21 protein-coding genes are annotated in these 18946 nt (G+C 56.5%); 6 read left to right on the forward strand and 15 right to left on the reverse strand.

Annotated features, from left to right (window positions below; genetic code table 11):
- Positions 1–9: 9 nt before the first annotated feature.
- The 4 genes from PCOSP_RS00405 (at position 10) to PCOSP_RS00420 (ending at position 2486) form a co-directional block, all read left to right on the forward strand.
- The gene (locus PCOSP_RS00405; protein ID WP_464710052.1) at positions 10–819 is read left to right on the forward strand and encodes a pentapeptide repeat-containing protein; all 810 of its coding nucleotides are present in this window, start codon (positions 10–12) and stop codon (positions 817–819) included.
- Entirely contained in the window at positions 816–1445 is a 630-nt protein-coding gene (locus PCOSP_RS00410; RefSeq protein ID WP_464710053.1) for a nucleotidyltransferase domain-containing protein, read from the forward strand. The genes PCOSP_RS00405 and PCOSP_RS00410 overlap by 4 nt, the downstream gene beginning before the upstream one ends.
- Positions 1442–1753, forward strand: coding sequence for a hypothetical protein (locus PCOSP_RS00415; RefSeq protein ID WP_464710054.1), 312 nt, complete (start codon positions 1442–1444; stop codon positions 1751–1753). The genes PCOSP_RS00410 and PCOSP_RS00415 overlap by 4 nt, the downstream gene beginning before the upstream one ends.
- A gap of 118 nt (positions 1754–1871) precedes the next feature.
- A complete protein-coding gene (locus PCOSP_RS00420) occupies positions 1872–2486 on the forward strand; it encodes a hypothetical protein (RefSeq protein WP_464710056.1) in 615 nt (204 codons plus the stop codon).
- A 354-nt stretch (positions 2487–2840) separates the two neighbouring features.
- Here PCOSP_RS00420 and PCOSP_RS00425 read toward each other — a convergent pair whose 3' ends face one another.
- The 8 genes from PCOSP_RS00425 to PCOSP_RS00460 form a co-directional block, all read right to left on the reverse strand.
- Positions 2841–3569, reverse strand: a complete 729-nt coding sequence (locus tag PCOSP_RS00425) for a hypothetical protein (protein WP_464710057.1) — start codon at positions 3567–3569, stop codon at positions 2841–2843.
- Positions 3569–4684 carry an AAA family ATPase gene (locus tag PCOSP_RS00430; protein WP_464710058.1) on the reverse strand — a complete coding sequence of 372 codons (1116 nt, stop codon included), beginning with the start codon at positions 4682–4684 and terminating at the stop codon, positions 3569–3571. Before PCOSP_RS00430 ends, PCOSP_RS00425 begins: the two co-directional genes overlap by 1 nt.
- 414 nt (positions 4685–5098) lie before the next feature.
- A complete protein-coding gene (locus tag PCOSP_RS00435) occupies positions 5099–5461 on the reverse strand; it encodes a DUF6124 family protein (RefSeq protein ID WP_464710059.1) in 363 nt (120 codons plus the stop codon).
- A 604-nt stretch (positions 5462–6065) separates the two neighbouring features.
- Positions 6066–6701: an SCO family protein gene (locus PCOSP_RS00440; protein ID WP_464710060.1), complete on the reverse strand. Its 636-nt coding sequence runs from the start codon at positions 6699–6701 to the stop codon at positions 6066–6068.
- Positions 6698–7597 carry a heme o synthase gene (gene cyoE, locus PCOSP_RS00445; RefSeq protein ID WP_139641563.1) on the reverse strand — a complete coding sequence of 300 codons (900 nt, stop codon included), beginning with the start codon at positions 7595–7597 and terminating at the stop codon, positions 6698–6700. Before cyoE ends, PCOSP_RS00440 begins: the two co-directional genes overlap by 4 nt.
- The gene (locus PCOSP_RS00450) at positions 7585–8664 is read right to left on the reverse strand and encodes a COX15/CtaA family protein (protein ID WP_464710061.1); all 1080 of its coding nucleotides are present in this window, start codon (positions 8662–8664) and stop codon (positions 7585–7587) included. Before PCOSP_RS00450 ends, cyoE begins: the two co-directional genes overlap by 13 nt.
- A gap of 10 nt (positions 8665–8674) precedes the next feature.
- Positions 8675–9268 (reverse strand): hypothetical protein, encoded by a 594-nt coding sequence (locus PCOSP_RS00455; protein ID WP_208555119.1) that lies wholly within the window; start codon positions 9266–9268, stop codon positions 8675–8677.
- The gene (locus PCOSP_RS00460) at positions 9234–9971 is read right to left on the reverse strand and encodes an SURF1 family protein (protein ID WP_139641568.1); all 738 of its coding nucleotides are present in this window, start codon (positions 9969–9971) and stop codon (positions 9234–9236) included. Before PCOSP_RS00460 ends, PCOSP_RS00455 begins: the two co-directional genes overlap by 35 nt.
- A gap of 70 nt (positions 9972–10041) precedes the next feature.
- Between PCOSP_RS00460 and PCOSP_RS00465 the strand changes: the two genes are divergently transcribed.
- On the forward strand, positions 10042–10245 hold the full coding sequence (locus PCOSP_RS00465; RefSeq protein WP_024778455.1) for a twin transmembrane helix small protein: 204 nt from the start codon (positions 10042–10044) through the stop codon (positions 10243–10245).
- Positions 10246–10251: 6 nt separating this feature from the next.
- On the opposite strand, the gene PCOSP_RS00470 is transcribed toward PCOSP_RS00465, so the two are convergent.
- The 4 genes from PCOSP_RS00470 to coxB form a co-directional block, all read right to left on the reverse strand.
- Positions 10252–11139 (reverse strand): cytochrome c oxidase subunit 3, encoded by an 888-nt coding sequence (locus tag PCOSP_RS00470; protein ID WP_024778456.1) that lies wholly within the window; start codon positions 11137–11139, stop codon positions 10252–10254.
- Positions 11140–11163: 24 nt separating this feature from the next.
- Positions 11164–11715: a cytochrome c oxidase assembly protein gene (locus tag PCOSP_RS00475; RefSeq protein WP_464710062.1), complete on the reverse strand. Its 552-nt coding sequence runs from the start codon at positions 11713–11715 to the stop codon at positions 11164–11166.
- A 117-nt stretch (positions 11716–11832) separates the two neighbouring features.
- Entirely contained in the window at positions 11833–13425 is a 1593-nt protein-coding gene (gene ctaD, locus PCOSP_RS00480) for a cytochrome c oxidase subunit I (protein ID WP_024778458.1), read from the reverse strand.
- Positions 13426–13507: 82 nt separating this feature from the next.
- A complete protein-coding gene (coxB, locus tag PCOSP_RS00485) occupies positions 13508–14635 on the reverse strand; it encodes a cytochrome c oxidase subunit II (RefSeq protein WP_139641572.1) in 1128 nt (375 codons plus the stop codon).
- A gap of 373 nt (positions 14636–15008) precedes the next feature.
- Between coxB and PCOSP_RS00490 the strand changes: the two genes are divergently transcribed.
- A complete protein-coding gene (locus PCOSP_RS00490; protein ID WP_139641574.1) occupies positions 15009–15659 on the forward strand; it encodes a hypothetical protein in 651 nt (216 codons plus the stop codon).
- Between the two features lie 142 nt (positions 15660–15801).
- On the opposite strand, the gene PCOSP_RS00495 is transcribed toward PCOSP_RS00490, so the two are convergent.
- The 3 genes from PCOSP_RS00495 to PCOSP_RS00505 all read right to left on the reverse strand — a co-directional run bounded on the left by PCOSP_RS00495 (position 15802) and on the right by PCOSP_RS00505 (position 18868).
- A complete protein-coding gene (locus PCOSP_RS00495; protein ID WP_175362225.1) occupies positions 15802–16344 on the reverse strand; it encodes a hypothetical protein in 543 nt (180 codons plus the stop codon).
- 170 nt (positions 16345–16514) lie between these two features.
- Positions 16515–18044, reverse strand: a complete 1530-nt coding sequence (locus tag PCOSP_RS00500; protein WP_139641578.1) for a SulP family inorganic anion transporter — start codon at positions 18042–18044, stop codon at positions 16515–16517.
- 92 nt (positions 18045–18136) lie between these two features.
- A complete protein-coding gene (locus tag PCOSP_RS00505) occupies positions 18137–18868 on the reverse strand; it encodes a carbonic anhydrase (protein WP_144930871.1) in 732 nt (243 codons plus the stop codon).
- Positions 18869–18946 lie beyond the last annotated feature (78 nt).

Below are 18946 nucleotides of genomic sequence, written 5' to 3' on the forward strand. Positions count from 1 at the left end.
AAAGAATCGATGCTAGCTGATAGCGGTAAGCATGAGCTGAAGGATCAGAAGTTTACCGACGATATTTCAGGTGAAAAACATGAAAATTTACTCTTTGTTCGACTAGTGGCAAAGAGTCGTGAATTCACGAATGTGAACTTTAGATACTGCACTTTCGACTCGTGCTATTTGCGCAACTGTAAATTTGACTCCTGCGACTTCACAGGATGTCGCTTTATCGGGACTAATCTTCACGGTTCTACATTCAGTGGTTGTAAATTTGAGTATGCCCACTTTGAAAGAACCGATATCAATAACGAGGTGCTTTCAAGTGGTTGCCCCGGCAACGAAAACCTTAAGGTTCGGTTTGCTCGATCTTTACGTATGAACTATCAGCAGCTGGGTGATGCTCTGTCAGTGAATAAGGCGATCGAGGTAGAATTGGATGCTACTAAAGATCATTTATACAAGGCCTGGCGCTCGAATGAGTCTTATTATCGAAAAAAATATAAGTCTTGGCGTCGCGTCCAGCAACTCTTGCTATGGATTAACTTTAAATTACTCGACTTTTTATGGGGCAACGGGGAAAGCGCTTGGAAGTTGGCTCGCACTGTTCTAGTGTTTTTGGTGTTGATGAGTGCCTTTGATGTTGTCAATTATAGGGATGTATCATTGCTACAAAGTTATTGGGGCGCTTTTTTGCAAGCTCCACAGATATTTCTTGGCACGATTAAGCAATCCTATTTTCCTTCTGGCTATATCACCTTAATCACGTTCGTTCGGCTAGTTCTCTTTGGTTTTTTCATGGCAATTATTGTGAAGCGGTTCAATCGGCGATGATGGCACATATTTATGCGTTCGGATCGATTTGCAGGGGGGAGGTTACGCCTGAGTCTGATGTTGATCTCTTAGCGGTTACAGAAGGGGTCGATCAGAGGTTTGATCCAGAGATGTATTCTGTCTACTCATACGCCCGAGTGGCAGAAATCTGGCGTGAGGGCACCCCGTTTGCTTGGCATTTGTCCCTTGAGGCAAAACTGCTCTTTTCGCCCGATGGGACTGACTATCTGAGTGAATTAGGTACGCCCGCCCCCTACCAATCGGCAGCCCGAGATTGCCGCAAATTTTTCGCACTGTTTGACGTGGCCGCTAACGCGCTTCGCGTTGGAACGAACAGTCCGACTTTCGAGATGTCGACAATTTTTCTAGCAATGCGCAATTTTGCTACTTGCTATTCGCTTGGGGCTGAGTCGCCTAACTTTTCGCGCTACTCTGCTCTTCGGCTTGGAGCGAACAGCTTATCGTTTTCAAGCGAAAGCTTCGGCCTGCTGGAGCGCGCACGACTCCTCTGTACACGTGGATTAGGCGAAATGATATCCAAAGAAGAAGTTACTTTCGTCACAATGGAGTTAGGGATAATAGAGGATTGGATGCGTACTTTACTTATAACGGTAGATGAATCATGAAGAGTTTCAATAACAGGATCGATGCTCAACGCACCATTCTTCAGATAGTTAATAGACGTGGCGCTCAAGTTGAGGAGTTGTCTGGGTTGTCAAGTAAAGCTATCAGGCGCTGGATGTTAGCGAACCAAATAGAAGCTACTTCACATCTTGCGGAATTAATCCGAGATGCGGGGCGGGCGTTGTTTTTCTTGGCAAACAAGAGTCAAGAGCAAATTACCGATGAGTATGAGCTCCACTCGCAGGAGGTAGTTTCAATCACTAAAGAAGTTGAAATTGAAATCCAGAGTTTGGCATCAGCGGCCTTTTAATAGGGCGGAGCTCGTTAGTTATTTTAGAAGGATTTAATTAGAGTAATCCATGTTCCCCAAACGGTTTAGCTGACATTATCTAGCGGTCATATCCCATTTGTCCTACAAGGAGTTAAATATGCTGAAGAATTGGCTTGGCAGAATTGAAAAGGTGCACGTTGGGGTTCAGGTTGTTGCTCAAGTTACAACAATCGTTGCAGCGATCGTCCTCGCGGTTTGGGGGTATTACTCCGCTGTGTATGTGAAAAAAGAAAAGGAAGTCACAGAATACACACTCAAGGAGATGGAACAGAAAACTACACAAAAGCCGCATATCCAAGCTAAGGTTGAATCAATGGTTCAGCCACTCATGGATGGGCAAAATTTGCTTCAGGTTAAGGTGATTCTTTCAAATCTTGGAAACAAGGAAAGCAAAGTTACTTTGGACGATGATGCCTTGACGCTAGTACCGGTTTCCTTTATTGACGGGAAACCAATCTACCAAAAACCTATCAACTTACTTTCTGGACGCTATCCGGGAACCGTCAGCCGTTTGCCACTACGCTTCGTAAATGTTGGAGCGGGTGAAAGCTATGAGATCACCTTTGTACAGAGCCTGGAGAGTTCAGGTATTTATCTCATCCACTTTCTAGCACTCAACGGTATAGACCCATCTGCAGAGGAACTTTTGATCACCGGTGGCGTGCCATACAAGTATTCTGTTGGTGCAGACCAATACGTGGTTTTGAAATAGGCAGTAAGAAATGGGGACAGATTTATTTACTGGAAATAAATCTGTCCCCATTTTTCAGTAAAGGAAATATCAGAACTCTTAGACGTCGAGTTTCCTGAAGGACTGGAGTACTTCATCGGAACCAGAGCGGGTTAAAAAGTACATATTAGATGAGGTTGCAGATCATTAGAGCTTTATCGGTGGTCAGAACCTTTTAGAAAAGCGCACCGAGAGAAGTGTGAGGAACATAGGGGGTTTAAATTTAGAATTGAGTGGCTAGCGTGTAGAGCGAATTATACGAGGAGGAGTACTCAAAGATTTTGTTGAGAATGAGGTGCTTGGGGACCCGCTCGCGAGCAAAATATATAATTTTGATTAGGGGGCGCTATTTAAGACGTCCAATCCAAAATAATCGACAAGAAAGATTGGGAAAGCGCTGAGTACGGGCAGTGGGTCGCGAGGCAAGTCGTTAATTAGTTGCGCTAAAGCGAGTGATGCTTGGTCGCCAACAATTGCTGCGGTGTCTTCTCCAATCGTTAGAATATTGGCCTTTCGAAGATTTGCTCCAATCAGGAACTGCCATCGTTGCTTATCTATTTTTTTTGCATCTTGATACACATGGCTACCTCTTTCAGCGGAAAGTTTTTTATAAACAGCACCTATGCAGTCAGATATGGCGACTGTTCTGTCTAAGTATTCCTCAGGATTATCGATATCTCGAATGGCTTCAACCATTGGGTAGCTTATGAATAACTTTCCAAGATCCGTCTCGTTATCGAAGCGGCGGAGCATGTTAAGCAAGTTTTTCCCGGTGAATTTATCGTCTTTCGGTTCGAAATCAAAGAATAGATAAATTTGTCCTATTTGGTCGCGTCTTAAATTTTTTAAGTTTTCATCTTTGTTGGCGCTTGGGTTTAGTTCTTTAATGAGTTCAAAAAGATCTAGGTCTTCATCTTCTGCAACTTGCGCATAGAGTTCGTAGAGATCGTTTTGAAAGCTGGCTAATAGTCGGCTTTCTTCGCCGGGGAAAAACGCGCGCTCTAAGCTTTGAAAGTAAAGTCGTTCAGTTTTTTCGCCTTCAAATATAAATAATGTCCGCTCCATCAGCTAGACAGTCCTTTATAAATTTTCTCTAAGTTGTGTGCTTTTCGAAGTTCTTTGTCCGTTAGCTCAGTGATAGGAGAAATTGTCTTGTCCAACACAAAGTAGCAGTCAGGCCGTAGAAGGTCATTACTCATCACGCCAGTGTTATGTGTAGTCATAATAGTCTGAGCTTGTGATGTAGTGATTTTTTCAACTATAGTTGAAGCTAAAGCGTGGTGATAGAACGCATCAAACTCATCTATATATGCGAACGTTACCGCTCCCGCCATCAATCGGAGCCACCAAAAATAGAAAATTCCGAGGGATAATGTTCCCGTGGATGCTACTGACCCAAACTCCAGTTTTATCCCGCCGAAATCAAAATAAATAGCTTTGTCACTGCTATTGTTGCTGTCGGCGACGACAAGCTTGCACTCTACGCCCGCATCGTTAAGGAGTTTTTCAAAGTCTTTTATAGCGCCGCTTTCAATTATGCCTTGCGATAGTCGCTTAACGCCGATATCTTTGCCTACATATTCGCCTTTTTTGGTTGCATCTAACGAGCGAAAGAAAACCATTCCCTCAATAAAGTCCAATAATTTTGTGAAGGTATTATTTATGGCGCCTTCATCTAATATTGTATTGCTTTTCACATATTTAAGTAGCGATATCTCCGAGTCGCCCACATCCCTCTTTAGATGTTCCGCGCCTTTCAGCTCGATATTCGCTAAGGTTGATTCTCGGCGATCTATATGAAGGACGTCATTTTTATCTATTGAGAGATGCTCGTAGACTAACGTGCTCCAGGTTTTCTTTCCGTAACTATATTCTATGTGTACGTCGTCAATGCAAAATTCAAAGATAAATTCCGCGATATGTACATTTGGGCTGCCGTTAAGATAGTTGTTATCCAGCGAGGGGAAGTAACTGGGTGAATCAATTAAATGTAAAACCGGATCAACCATTGCGAGGCCGAGGTTAGATTTGCCTCCGCCATTAGGGCCATAGATCATGGCATGTTTCACTATACCTTCACTGACCGCATTTTCATTAAATTCGTATTGCTGGCTAGTTAGATCGAAACATAGCCAGTCTGAGAAGTTTCGGTAGTTTTTAACAGAAAATTTCCGTAGCATCAGGGTAGCCCCTTCTGATTGATAGCGTGAGCTTACCAGTTTTTATAGCTGCCGTAAAAAAACTACGGCTAAAATTTTTATCGGCGGATTGCAGTGCCTCGGAATTTTTTTCACCTGCAAAGCTGTCTGGCACCGTTCCTTTTCTCCCATAGAGCCAGACTGATTTTCCATTCCTATGTAGGTTCTCTGTGATCGGTGCATCTCGTAATGAGCATGAATTGGGATATAAAAACTCAAAAAGTAAAATCGGGAATGGATTCCCTTGCTGAATTTCTGCTATGACCGGTCGCTGTTTTCATTCGTATTTTCTAGAGAGAGTATTGCCCGGAAGAGTCTCGAGTATACATAGGAGTTGCTCGGCGGTTTTGTGGATGATAACCCGGCATAGGTTGCCGGGTATCATAATCAAAATGCCTACTGCCGCGGCTCCACATTATCCAACACCCGATTCGCCAACAACGAACTCAGCTCAATCATCTGCTGAATCCCTAGCGCCAAATGGCGCCGCGAGCCATCCAGGTCAAACGCCAGATCAGTAACCATGGCATCGGCCGAAGCCAGCGTTTCACTGAGGTTGGCGAGCATGCATTCGTTATCGAGGCCTTTCACAACGGTGAAAACCTGCCCCGGTATCGGTTCGTCTTTGGATTGATCTGTCTTCGGCAGCAAGTAGTGGTCCAGCACGCGTTTGGTGGTTTCTTCTTGCTTCCTGGCCTTGGCTTTTGCGGACTGTGTGGTGGGGTCTGTTTCTGGTGGGTTTGGAGTTACTTTGAACATTGGTGTGATCCTCTAATGGGGCCGCGCCATTTCGCTACTAAACGGATGGAGGCGGCTGTGCGCAAGTTAGTAGACCGGTGATCACACCAAACCCGGCGCGCCCGAAGGCGCCATGCGCACAGCCACCATCAAGAACAGGCAATGCCTGCTGATGAGACTTGTGCAACCGAAGATGTGAACCAGGCTACTAAACCCGACCACTGATGAGCAGTGGCAAGGAAACGATAGAGCCCAGGAACAAGGCGCACAAGCGGGCGGATTCTGGCGTAGTTGTAGGCAAAGGCGCAAGGATGCGTGGCTTGGTGGTGGGGTGTAGGTGGGGGCTGTAGGAGGAGGGCTTTTGGGTGATGCAGGGGTTGGTTTTCGCTTGGAACCGCGTTGAATTCATCGCGAGCAGGCTCGCTCCCACAGGGGTATGCGGTTTGCTTAAAGGTTTGTCGATTCAGTTGTGGCGGGGGAGCGCAGTTCTTCTCGACTCATCTGACGCGTCCCGTGCTCGGGTTTTGGGGGCGCTTTGCGCCCCAGCGGGGATAAATCCCCTCGCCACAGGTTTATCTACTTTCTCTGGTGAACAGCATTGGTCCCATAGAGGTGTGGGTAGGTGCTATTTGCGCTTGAGCATCTCCGGCAACTGCGCCACCAGTTTCTGGTTGTTCAGCGGCGCGCGGATGAAGCCGCGTTGGTGGCCGTCCGGGCCGATGACGGCGAGGTTGCCGCTGTGGTCGACGGTGTAGTTGGGTTTGCTGGTGTCCGCCGGGATGAACGGGATGCTCACGGCGTTGGCGAGTTTCTGCAGGTCTTCGATGGAGGAGGCGGTGAGGCCTTTGAATTGTGGGTCGAAGTAACCCAGGTATTGCTTGAGCTGCTTGGGCGTGTCGCGGTTCGGGTCGACGCTCACCAGTATGATTTGCAACTTATCCACAGCTTCTTTCGGCAACTCGCTCTTGATCTGGCGCAGTTGGGCGAGGGTGGTCGGGCAGATGTCCGGGCAGAAGGTGTAGCCGAAGAACAGCAGGCTCCATTTGCCTTTCAAGCCGTCCACGGCCACGGGCTGGCCGTCCTGGTCGGTCATTTTCACGTCCGGCAGGGTGCGGGCCTGGGGCAGCAGGATGATGCCGGCGTCGATCAGCGCCGTCGGGTCGCCTTCACCCTTGCCGGACAGCACTTTGTTGACGGTGAGGCCGAGAATCAGCGCGATCACGGCCACGAGGATGAAGACGGTTTTCTGGGTTCGGGTCATAGGCTCAACAGTAAGTAATGATCTACAAGCAGGGCGATGAACAGCAGGAACAAGTAGTAGATAGAGTACTTGAACGTGTTGATCGCCGCGTGCGGCCGACTGCCACGGTACAACACCACGGCCCATTGCAGGAACCGCGCGCCCAGCACCAGTGCACACACCAGGTAGAGCAGCCCGCTCATCTGGATCACGAACGGCATCAGGCTCACCGCCAGCAACACCAGGGTGTAGAGCAGGATATGGATTTTGGTGTAGTGCTCACCGTGGGTGACCGGCAGCATCGGGATGTCGGCCTTGGCGTATTCCTCCTTGCGATGGATCGCCAGGGCCCAGAAGTGCGGCGGGGTCCAGGCGAAGATGATCAGCACCAGCAACAGCGGTTCGGCGCTGACGTGGCCGGTGGCGGCCACCCAACCCAGCAGCGGCGGTGCGGCACCGGCCAGGCCGCCGATGACGATGTTCTGCGGCGTCGCGCGCTTGAGGAAACCGGTGTAGACCACCGCATAACCCAGCAAGGAGGCCAAGGTCAGCCAGGCCGTCAGCGGGTTGGTGAAGGCCAGCAGCAGCGCCTGGCCGATCACCGCCAAGGCCAGGGCGAAGGTCAGTGCGGCGGCCGGTGAGACCCGGCCTTCGGCCAAGGGGCGTTTGTGGGTGCGGGCCATTACTGCGTCGATGCGTCGGTCCACCACGTGGTTGACCGCCGCCGCGCCGCCGGCACACAGGGCGATCCCCAGGTTGCCGAACACCAGCACCGTCCACGGCACACCGGCGCGGGTGGCGAGGAACATGCCGACCAGTGAGGTGATCAGCATCAGCACCACCACTTTCGGCTTGGTCAGCTCCAGATAGTCGCGCCAGATCGCCTGGCTGCGGCGTGCACCGGTCAGGGTTGCCATGGCATCTCTCCTTTTATTGTGATGGGGCTGGCGCCGTGTTTATGCGGGGTGAACCGCCAGCGCAGCGGGACTTGATGCTTGACCCGGACCAGGCTGGTGCGGGCGTGATAATTGACCAGCACCAGGGTCAGCAGCAGCGCTGCGCCCCCGGCGTTGTGGGCGACGGCCACCGGCAGCGGCAGGTGGAACACCACGTTGCTGATGCCCAGGGTGATCTGCGCCGTCAGCGCGACCAGCACCAGGCCCGCCAGGCGGGTCATACCCACCGCTTTCAATTGCCAGGCCAGGCCCAGCAGCACTACCGTCACCAGCAACGCGCCGATCCGGTGGGTCAGGTGAATGGCGGTGCGGGCGTCGCTGTCGAGTTGGCCGCCCAGGTAGTTCGGGCCGATGTGTTGGGTCAGGTGGAAGCCATTGGCGAAGTCCGCCGCTGGCAGCCATTGGCCGTGACAGGTGGGGAAGTCGATGCAGGCCACCGCGGCGTAATTGGAACTGACCCAACCGCCGAGGGCGATCTGGCCGATCACCAGCAGCAGTCCTGCGGTGGCCCAATGTTGCAGGCGCTTGGGCACGGTCAGTGCCGGCAGTACGCCGGACAATCGCAAGGTGAGCAGGAACAGCAGGCTCAACGTCGCGAAGCCGCCCAGCAAATGTCCGGTCACCACCTGCGGCCATAACTTCAGGGTTACGGTCCACATGCCGAATGCCGCTTGCGCGAAAACCACCGCCAGCAGGAACAACGGCAACTTCAAGGGCTGGCCCGGGCGGTGGCGGTTCATCCAGGACCGTGCCGCCAACGCTACGATCATCAAGCCCAGGGTCCCGGCGAAGTAGCGATGGACCATCTCGTTCCAGCCCTTGTGGGCTTCCACCGGGGTATCGGGAAAATGCAGTTCGGCATGGGCCAGTTGGGCTTCGCTCTTGGGCACGCTGATGAACCCGTAGCAACCGGGCCAGTCCGGGCAACCGAGGCCGGCGTGGGTCAGGCGGGTGTAGGCGCCCAGCAATACGACGATCAGTGCCAGCAGGGTGGCAAACAGCGCAAGGCGAAATCCTGGTTTGGCCATGTCGATGCCCTCATCCGATGTTCGACAGTTTCAGCAGGTGCCGCAGGTCGTTGAGCAGGTCCTTGCCCTTGACCCGGGCGTCGTAGCGCAGCACCAGGTTGCTATGGGGATCGATGATCCACAGCTGGGCGCCGTCGGTGTTCTGGACGTCTTTCTGATAGACCGGCAAGTCCAGCGGGTAGCGTTGCAGTTGTGGGTATTCGCGCTGCAGCTGGGCGTCATATTCGGCATCCAGCGGTTGGGCGATGGCCAGGGCATGGCTGGCGCGGGACGCGTCGCGACCGAGGCCGATCTGCACCTGTCGGGCCAGGTACACCAGTTGCCGGCAGTCCGCCGAGCATTCCTTCGGCGCTGTGACGAGGATCTGCCAGCGCTGCTCATCGGCCTGTACGCCGATCTCCGCGCGGGTCTGGCCGGTGCCGATCAGTTCGCCGTGATAGCTGCGGCTGTCCGGCACCCAAAACTGGAATTTGTACATGCCGGTGGCCAGGATCATCGGGCCGATGACGCCGAACACGATCAGCAGCAGTTGCAGGCGTCCCTTGCGACGGTCGCGCGCGGAGGGTGCCTCAGACGTGTTGGTTGGATTCATGGCGGTTCCCATGGTGTCTCCCTGCGTTATGCCATCCGAGATAAAGAAAAAGGCCGAACAGTGCCGCCGCCATGGCGAACCACTGCACGGCATAACCGAGGTGTTTTTCCGGGCCCATGCTCACCACCGGCCAATCGGTCCGGTAGGCGCCGGGGCCGTTTTGTTGGCGCAATTCATAGGCGAAACCGTGGCGGCCCAGCTCGGCCCAGAGCTTGTCCGGCTCGATGGCGGTGACCAGGCGTGGCCACGGTGCGCCGGTGGGGTCGGCGTGGAGCTGGAACGTGGTGCCGGGCGCGACATAGACCCAGGCCTCCAGGCTCAAAGGCTGTTCGGGGGTGTCGAAGACCGGCGGGGTGCGGCGGTCAGGCCAGGGCAGCCACCCACGATTGACCAGCAGCCACAGCCCGGTGCGGTGGTCGAGAAAGGGTTGCAGCAACTCGACGCCGACCTTGCCGTCGTGCTGGCGGTTATCCAGCAGGATGCTGTGCTCGGCGTCGAACTGACCGCTGAGCTGCACCGGCCGAAAGGCTGGATCCGCCGTCTGTTGCAGCTCGGCGCTGTCCATTGGCGGCGCCACGCGACGCTCGGCGTAGTTCGCCATGAGCACGCGCTTCTGTTCACCCCGGCTCAATTGCCAGAAGCCCAGGCACACCATCACCGGCACCAGAATGGCCACCACCAGTGTCGGTACGAGGCCCGGCCGGAAGCCTTTCATGGCGCCGCCCGAAAGTCGTCGAACGGGAAAGCTATACTCACGTGCATCGCGTCCCCCCGGAGTGTCCCTGATGCTAAAAGCAGCCATCGTCCTGATGCTGATCGCCACGGTTGTCAGCCTGTTCAGCGGCCTGTTTTTTCTGGTCAAGGACGAAAGCGATTCCAATCGCCTGATGATCGCCCTGGCGATTCGGGTCAGCCTGGCCGCTGTCACCGTCGGCTTGATTGCCTGGGGCTTCTTCAGTGGCCAGTTGGTGTCCCACGCGCCTTGGTAAAAAGCGCTAGAGCACGTAGACGAAGATGAACAACCCGATCCACACCACATCGACGAAGTGCCAGTACCAGCTCGCCGCCTCGAAGCCGAACTGATGCTCGTTGTCGAAGTGCCCGCGCATGATCCGCATCAGCATCACGAACAATATGATCGTGCCGATGGTGACGTGGGCGCCGTGGAAACCGGTGAGCATGAAGAACGTCGCGCCGTAGACCCCGGAGCCCAGGGTCAGGCCCAGTTCCTTGTAGGCGTGGATGTACTCTTCGGCCTGGAAGCTCAGGAACGCGCAACCCAGTAGCACGGTGATCGCCAGCCAGAGCTTCAGCGCGCCACGGTGGCCCTTTTTCAAGGCATGGTGGGCGATGGTGACCGTGACGCTGGAGCTGACCAGCAACACGGTGTTGAGCAGCGGCAGGCCCCAGGGGCTGATGACTTCCTTGGGCGCCGGGAAGAGTTTCGGGTCGGGGTTGTTCAGCAAGGGCCAGGTGAACTGGAAGTTCGGCCAGAGCATATGGGCCAGGCCCTTGGTGCCTTCGCCGCCCAGGGCCGGTCCCGACACATGGCGTACGTAGAACAGCGCACCGAAGAAGGCGATGAAGAACATCACCTCGGAAAAGATGAACCAGCTCATGCCCCAGCGAAACGAGCGGTCGAGCTGCGGGCTGTACAGCCCGGCGCGGCTTTCCTTGACCACCGCGCCGAACCAGCCGAACAGCATGTAGGCCACCAGCAGGCCGCCGACGAAGAAGATCAGCGGGCCGTGGGATTCCGGTCGGGCGGCCTTCAGGTCGTTGAACCAGGTCGCCAGGCCATACACCGTGACGAACATCCCGACCGTGGCGATGATCGGCCACTTGCTCTGGGCCGGAACGTAATAGTGTTCGTGAGTTGCCATTTATTGTTCTCCTTATCGGGCACGCTATCGTTCAGTGTTTTGAGCCACCGGTGGATGACGAGCGGTGATATCGAACAGCGTGTAGGACAGCGTCAGGTGCTTCACATCCTTGGGCATGTCCCGGTCGACGATGAAGCGCATGGGCATTTCGATCCGTTCACCGGGTTGCAGCACTTGCTGGGTAAAACAGAAACACTCGGTCTTGTGGAAGTACGCCGCCGCGGTGCTCGGCGCGATGCTTGGAACGGCCTGGGCGCTCATCGGCCGATCGGTGGGGTTGTGGGCCACGAAGACCATCTCGTTCACCGCGCCCGGCTGCACCACCAACTGATCGCCCTTGGGGTAGAAGTCCCAGGGCATGTCCACTGCATTGGTCGACAGGAACTGCACGCGCACCTGCCGCGACGCATCGGCCACCTGCTCGCCTTCGTACTGCCCGGCGGTCTTGCCATTGATGCCGAACGCCTTGCACATCACGTCGTAGATCGGCACCAGGGCAAAGCCGAAGACGAACATCGCCACCACCACGATCATCAGGCGGGTGACCAGTTTCTTCAGCGAAATCGACTCAGCCATGGTTCCCAACCTCCCCACGAACCCCTGTGGGAGCGAGCCTGCTCGCGATAGCGGTGCATCTGGCACACCGAGTCGCGTCTATCGCGAGCAGGCTCGCTCCCACAAGGGCAACCGTGTTCATTTCACTTCCGGCGGCGTAGTAAAGGTGTGATACGGCGCCGGCGAAGGCACGCTCCACTCCAGCCCTTCGGCGCCATCCCACGGCTTGGCCGGTGCTGGCGGGCCACCACGGATGGTCTTGATCACGATGAACAGGAAGAAGATCTGCGTAGTGCCGAACATGAACGCGCCGATGGACGACACCATGTTGAAGTCGGCGAATTGCAGGTTGTAGTCCGGAATCCGCCGGGGCATGCCCGCCAGGCCGACGAAGTGCATGGGGAAGAACGCCATGTTCATCCCGATGAACGACAGCCAGAAGTGCAGCTTGCCGAGGGTTTCGTCATACATGTGGCCGGTCCATTTCGGCAGCCAGTAGTAGGCCGAGGCGAAGATCCCGAAGATCGCGCCGGGCACCAGCACGTAGTGGAAATGCGCGACCACGAAGTAGGTGTCCTGGTACTGGAAGTCCGCCGGGGCGATGGCCAGCATCAGCCCGGAGAAACCACCGATGGAGAACAGGATCACGAACGCCACGGCAAACAGCATCGGCGTCTCGAAGGTCAGCGAGCCCTGCCACATGGTGCTGGCCCAGTTGAACACCTTCACCCCGGTGGGCACGGCGATCAGCAGGGTCGCGTACATGAAGAACAGCTCGCCCACCAGCGGAATGCCCACCACGAACATGTGGTGCGCCCAGACGATGAACGACAGGAACGCAATGGCCGCCGTGGCGTAGACCATCGAGGTGTAGCCGAACAGCGGCTTGCGCGAGAACGCCGGGATGATCGAGCTGACGGCACCGAAGGCCGGCAGGATCATGATGTACACCTCGGGGTGCCCGAAGAACCAGAACACGTGCTGGAACAGCACCGGATCACCGCCGCCGGCGGCACTGAAGAAGCTGGTGCCGAAGTGGATGTCCATCAGCATCATCGTCACGCAGCCGGCCAGCACCGGCATCACCGCGATCAGCAGGAACGCGGTGATCAGCCAGGTCCAGACGAACAGCGGCATTTTCATCAGCGTCATGCCGGGGGCGCGCAGGTTGAGGATGGTGGCGATCACGTTGATCGCGCCCATGATCGAACTGATCCCCATCAGGTGGATGGCGAAGATGAAGAACGTCACGCTTTCCGGCGCGTAGGTGGTGGACAGCGGGGCGTAGAAGGTCCAGCCGAAGTTCGGCCCGCCGCCCGCGGTGAACAGCGTGGACACCAGCAGCAGGAAGGCGGCCGGCAACAGCCAGAAGCTGAAGTTGTTCATGCGCGGCAGGGCCATGTCCGGCGCACCGATCATCAACGGGATCATCCAGTTGGCGAGGCCGACGAAGGCCGGCATCACCGCGCCGAAGACCATCACCAGGCCATGCATGGTGGTCATCTGGTTGAAGAACGCCGGTTCCACGATCTGCAGGCCGGGCTGGAACAGTTCGGCGCGGATCACCATGGCGAACGAGCCGCCCAGCAGGAACATGGAGAAGGCGAACCACAGGTACAGCGTGCCGATATCCTTGTGGTTGGTGGTCAGTACCCAGCGCATCAGGCCCTTGGCGGGGCCGTGGGCGTGGTCGGCGCCGGCATGACCGTGGTCATCGATCACAGCACTCATGTCCTGTCTCCTTCGAACGAATGGGCTGGACGGCGCGGGGCGATGAGCCCCGACCGGTTGCGGGAACACACGTCAGGCCGGCTCATTTGCTTTCCGCCTGTTTGAGTTCCAGCACTTCTTTCGGCGTAACCATGTCGCCCTTGTTGTTGCCCCAGGCGTTACGTTCATAGGTCACGACGGCGGCGATATCGACTTCCGACAGCTGCTTGCCGAACGCGGCCATGGCGGTCCCCGGTTTGCCGTGGAAAACCAGGCTCAGGTGATCGGCCTTCGGCCCGGTGGCAATCTTCGAGCCCTTGAGTGCCGGGAACATCGGCGGCAGGCCCTGGCCTTCGGCCTGGTGACAGGCCACGCAGGTGGTGTGGTAGATCTTGTCGCCACGTTCCTTGAGTTCGTCGAGGGTCCATTCCTTGCTGGTCAGCTCTTTGAGCTGCGCGGCTTCGGCCTTGCGTTCGGCCAGCCATTTTTCGTAGTCGGGCTTACTCTTGACCTCGACCACGATGGGCATGAAACCGTGGTCCTTGCCGCACAGCTCGGCACACTGGCCGCGATACAGGCCGGGCTTGTCGACCCGGGTCCAGGCTTCGTTGACGAAGCCGGGAATGGCGTCGCGCTTGACCGCGAAGGCCGGCACCCACCAGGAGTGGATCACGTCGGCGGAGGTCACCAGAAAGCGCACCTTGGCGTCGACCGGCAGCACCAGCGGCTTGTCGACTTCCAACAGGTAATGTTCGCCCTTGGCGCTCTGGTTATGGATCTGTTCGGCGGGTGTCGCCAGGTTGCTGAAGAACTCGACGTCCTGGCCCAGGTATTTGTAGTGCCACTTCCACTGGTAGCCGGTGATCTGGATATCGATGTCCGACTCGCTGGAGTCGTACATCTTGATCAGGGTCGCGGTGGCGGGAATCGCCATGGCCACCAGGATCAGGAAGGGCACGATGGTCCAGAGGATCTCGACGCGGGTGTTCTCGTGGAAGTGGGCCGCGTTCTGGCCTGTCGAGCGGCGGTGCATCATCATCGACCAGAACATGGCGCCGAAGACGATGAGGCCGATCACTACACAGATCCAGAAGATGGTCATGTGCAGGTCGAAAACTGCATTGCTGATCTGTGTCGCTCCAGGCGCCATATTCACAGTCCAGGCCGCTTGTGCCTGGCTGAAAATCGAACACAACAGGAGGCCCATCCAAACATGTGGATGTCGCGTCATTGCGGGTTCCCCTTATCGTTCTTGTTATCCCGTAGGCATAAAGCCCGCGGCAAGGAGAGCGGCTACATCAGACTACGAACTCGAACCGCCGTGCCTTGCTGCCGTACATCGGGTTCATCAGCTAACTCCATTCAGAACCGAGTATAGACAGCGACTGCAACCTCGCAACGCGATGGCGTAAATCGTTTGAAACAGACGGGACTTGCGCTGGAGGCCGCGAATGGAGAAGGATGCGAAACCAGATGATGGCAAACCGATATAACAGCGCTGCATCAAGGAAGAGGCATTTATGACAAATAGGTCTTAGGCGTGTTTATTCGCCAGCTAAGTTATGTCTTCCCTATTTCATTGCCTTTGTTTTCCTGGAGTTTTCATGAACACCGCCGCATTGCGCGAGCAGATCCAAAAAGCCCAACAACACGAAGCCGAGACCGGCCAATTGGCCCGTCAGTTGGAAGGCCAGTTACCGCACCTGCACCGGGCTATCCAATTGCCAGAGACGAACGCCAACGACGTCCTGGCGCGGTTTGTCGCCGCCTACATCGACGAAGTCCCCGACCTGCTGGATGCGGCCAACGAGGTCGCCAAGGAGGCGGGCATCGAGCCGCAAATCAAACCGGTGCTGACAATCGCCGAACAGTATTTCCTCCAGCCGCCGACGATCATGGCCGGCCATGTCGGGCTCGACAGCCTGCTGGACGAGGCCTACCTGGCCCACCGATTCGTCGAAGAGGTCAATGACCTGTACATCAAGCATTTCGGCCAGCCATTGATCCCCTTGGACATGACGGTCGCCAATCTGATTGCCCACCAGTTGATCGGCGAAGCCTTTGCCAACCAGCTCGACGAAGTGGTGCATCACGCCTTTGATGAGATGCTCAACGAAGAGACATTTGCCTTGGAGTCGGTGGAAACCTACCGCGAGAAACTCAGCAGCCCGAACACCGGCGCCGCCTGGAAGCGCTGGCCGTGCATGTCGCGGCGCCTGGGGGTCGGACTGGAACTGGATAAGCCGGCGGCTTGATCAAGAGCTGACTCTCACCAACCCCCTGTGGGAGCGAGCCTGCTCGCGATAGCGGTCTATCAGCTGACTAAAATGTAGTCTGATGCACCGCCATCGCGAGCAGGCTCGCTCCCACATTCGTTCATAAGGATGCCCTTCGCTTTCAGGCCTTGAAGTCTTTCATCGAGGCAAAGGAATTCGCGATCTTGCGGTAGATCAAGTGATCGTCCAGATCCGTATCGCCATCGCTGTCGGCGTCGGTGGCGTTGATGACCTCTCGATAAAGTCCCTTGTTGTAGCCGGTCACCGTCACGATTGAATCGGGGGCGGTCATGTCGGAATCTTTCTTGTAGAGGCCGATGTTGACGTCAGGCAGTGCAGTGTTTCGGCTATTGCTGCCAAACGACACCAGGATGCATTTGTACAGCCGCCGCTCATCCATGCTACTCAACGTGACCATGGCGCTGGCCAGGTCGGCGGCAAGGGTGTAGTAAGACGCGTCATCGGCGTCGATGTCGTCGTCGCCCTCGACATCGTCCACACCTTCAGCGGTTTCATATTGGCCAGTGGTGGAATTGGCATAGGCCGTGACGACGACATCGGGCTTGAGTCCGGGCCTATACCCGTTGTTATATCGGGAGATTATGGCTTCTGACACGCCATCGTCATTAGAGTCGTTGAACTCGTATAGCAGCGCGTAGTTCATGGAATGCTCCATGGGAGATAGGGAAGATACCTCCCCTACAAACTAAGTCTCGCTCAACGAATGCGTCTACTGTCATAGCTGACAGGTGTACGTGTGTACAACTGTTCCAAGTGCCAACAAAAAACCTGTGGGAGCGAGCCTGCTCGCTCCCACATTCGTTTATCAGGGTGTCAGGACGCCGCAGCGCCAATCCCCGTCGTCGTTCGCAACCGTCCTTCCAGTCGGCGCTTGAGCCCGCGGGACTCGATCAGCAGCTTCGATCCCTTGCTGGCGTTCGCCCGGCTCCATTCTTCCAACAACTCCAGGCAGGAGTGGTCGATGTAGCTCAGGTTGTTGAGCGGTACATGTACCGTCACGCCCTCGGGGATGGTCCCCAACACCTGGGTCAACGCCGGCACCTTGAGGAAGGTCGCCGCGCCGACCAGGCGCAGTTCCATCTCACCTTCCTGGGGCAGATCCACCAGACTGATTTTCAGTCGCGAGGCTTTCCAGGCCAATTTCGCCAGGGTCAGGCCAAAACCGATCAGCACGCCGGTGAGCAGGTCGGTGAAGATGATCGCCAACGCCGTCGCGGCATAGGTGAACATCGGCATCCGGCCATAACGGCCCAGGCCTCGAAACGCCTTGAGATCCACCAGTTTGAAACCGGTGTAGACCAGCACCCCCGCCAGGCTCGCCACCGGAATGCTTTGCAGCACGCTGGACAGCAGCAGGACAAAGAGCAGCAGCCACAGGCCATGGAAAATCGTCGACATCCGCGTGGTGGCTCCGGCCTGGACGTTGGCCGAGCTGCGCACGATCACCCCGGTCATCGGCAAGGCACCGAGCAGGCCGCAGAGCATGTTGCCGATACCTTGGGCGGACAGTTCCCGGTCGAAATCCGCACGCTCGCCGCTGTGCATGCGGTCGACGGCGGCGGCCGACAGCAGGGTTTCGGCGCTGGCGATGAACGCGACCGTCAGGGCGGCAACCAGCAACATTGGATCAGCCAGGTTCATCAGGTCTGCCGGGCGCAGCCAGTCGATGGCTTCGGCGAGGTTGTCCGGTACTTCGACACGCTTGACCTGCAAGGCCAGCACGAGGCTGGCCACGGTGGCCAAGCCGACGCCGAGCAAGGCACCGGGTATGAAGCGCAGGCCGTGAGGGCGAAATTTTTCCCACAGCCACATCACCGCAATCGTCGACAGACCCAGCAGGCCGGCTTGCCAGCCGAACGACGGCAACGCCTGGGCGACTGCGCCGGGGAATGCCGCCAGGTTATCCAGCCCTGACGGCTTGGGCGCCGCGTCGAGCATCACGTGGACCTGGGACAGCACGATCAGCACGCCGATACCCGCCAGCATGCCGTAGACCACGGCCGGCGCGGTGACCCGGAACCAGCAGCCCAGGCGAAAACGCCCGGCCAGCAATTGCAGGAGCCCGGCCAGCAACAGGATCGGGCCGAGCATGCCTACGCCATGTTGGCGCACCAGTTCGAAAACCAGCACCGCCAACCCGGCGGCCGGCCCGCTGACTTGCAGCTTCGAACCGGCGAAAAAGCCCACGATCAGTCCACCGACAATGCCGGTGATCAGACCCTTGGCGGGCGGCAGACCGGACGCAATGGCGATGCCCATGCACAAGGGCAGCGCCACCAGAAACACAACCACCGAAGCCAGCAGCTCCCGTGGCAGAACAGCTTTCAATTGAGCAGCACGCATGGCGGTTCTCCTGAAGATTCTTCAGGCATGGCAAGGCCCGCCCGCTCGAAGAGCAGGAAGGCTTGACCACGCAAGGATTTATTTAGGAGCGATTAGAAGCGCGCTTTGGGCGTCGCGACCGGGATCGGATGGCTTCCATCGAGCGGCAGGAAACGACCCTGGTCCGCATCGAAGGCTTTGATCTCGCTGGTCTCGATGTTGTACACCCAGCCGTGGATGAACAACTGACCGCTGGCCATGCGCGAGGCCACCGAAGGGTGCGTTCGCAAATGCTGCAATTGCGCGATCACGTTTTCTTCGGTGAGGACGGGCATGGTTTGTTTTTCGTCGCCGCACGGGCAGTTGTCGTGGACCATGGTCTTGGCCACTTCGGCGTGGCGCAGCCAGGCTTTGACCGTGGGCATTCTTTCCAGGGTTTCAGGGTTGAGCACCGCGCGCATGGCGCCGCAATCGGAATGACCGCACACAATGATGTGCTGCACCCCAAGGGCCAGTACGGCGTATTCGATGGCGGTGGAGACGCCGCCGTTCATTTGTCCATAAGGCGGAACGACGTTGCCGACGTTGCGGGTCACGAACAGATCGCCTGGAGAGCTATGGGTAATCAGCTCGGGCACGATGCGCGAATCGGCGCAGGTGATGAACATCGCCCGGGGCGATTGGGCGGTGGCGAGTTTCTTGAAGAGTTCTTCCTGCTGCGGGAAGACTTCGTGATGGAAATGCAAAAAGCCGTCAACAATATGCTGCAGCGCTGCATCGGCGGTTTCCGCCTCGGGTTGGGCTGAAGCCGACGCAGCCAACGGCTGTTTATCCTTGTCACTCATGATTCATCCTCATAACGCCAGTGGCTGGTTAAAAAACGTCCAGGTCAAAGGGTTCGACCCGTCAGTCACTCGATGAAC

Source organism: Pseudomonas sp. MAFF 730105 (assembly GCF_055380705.1).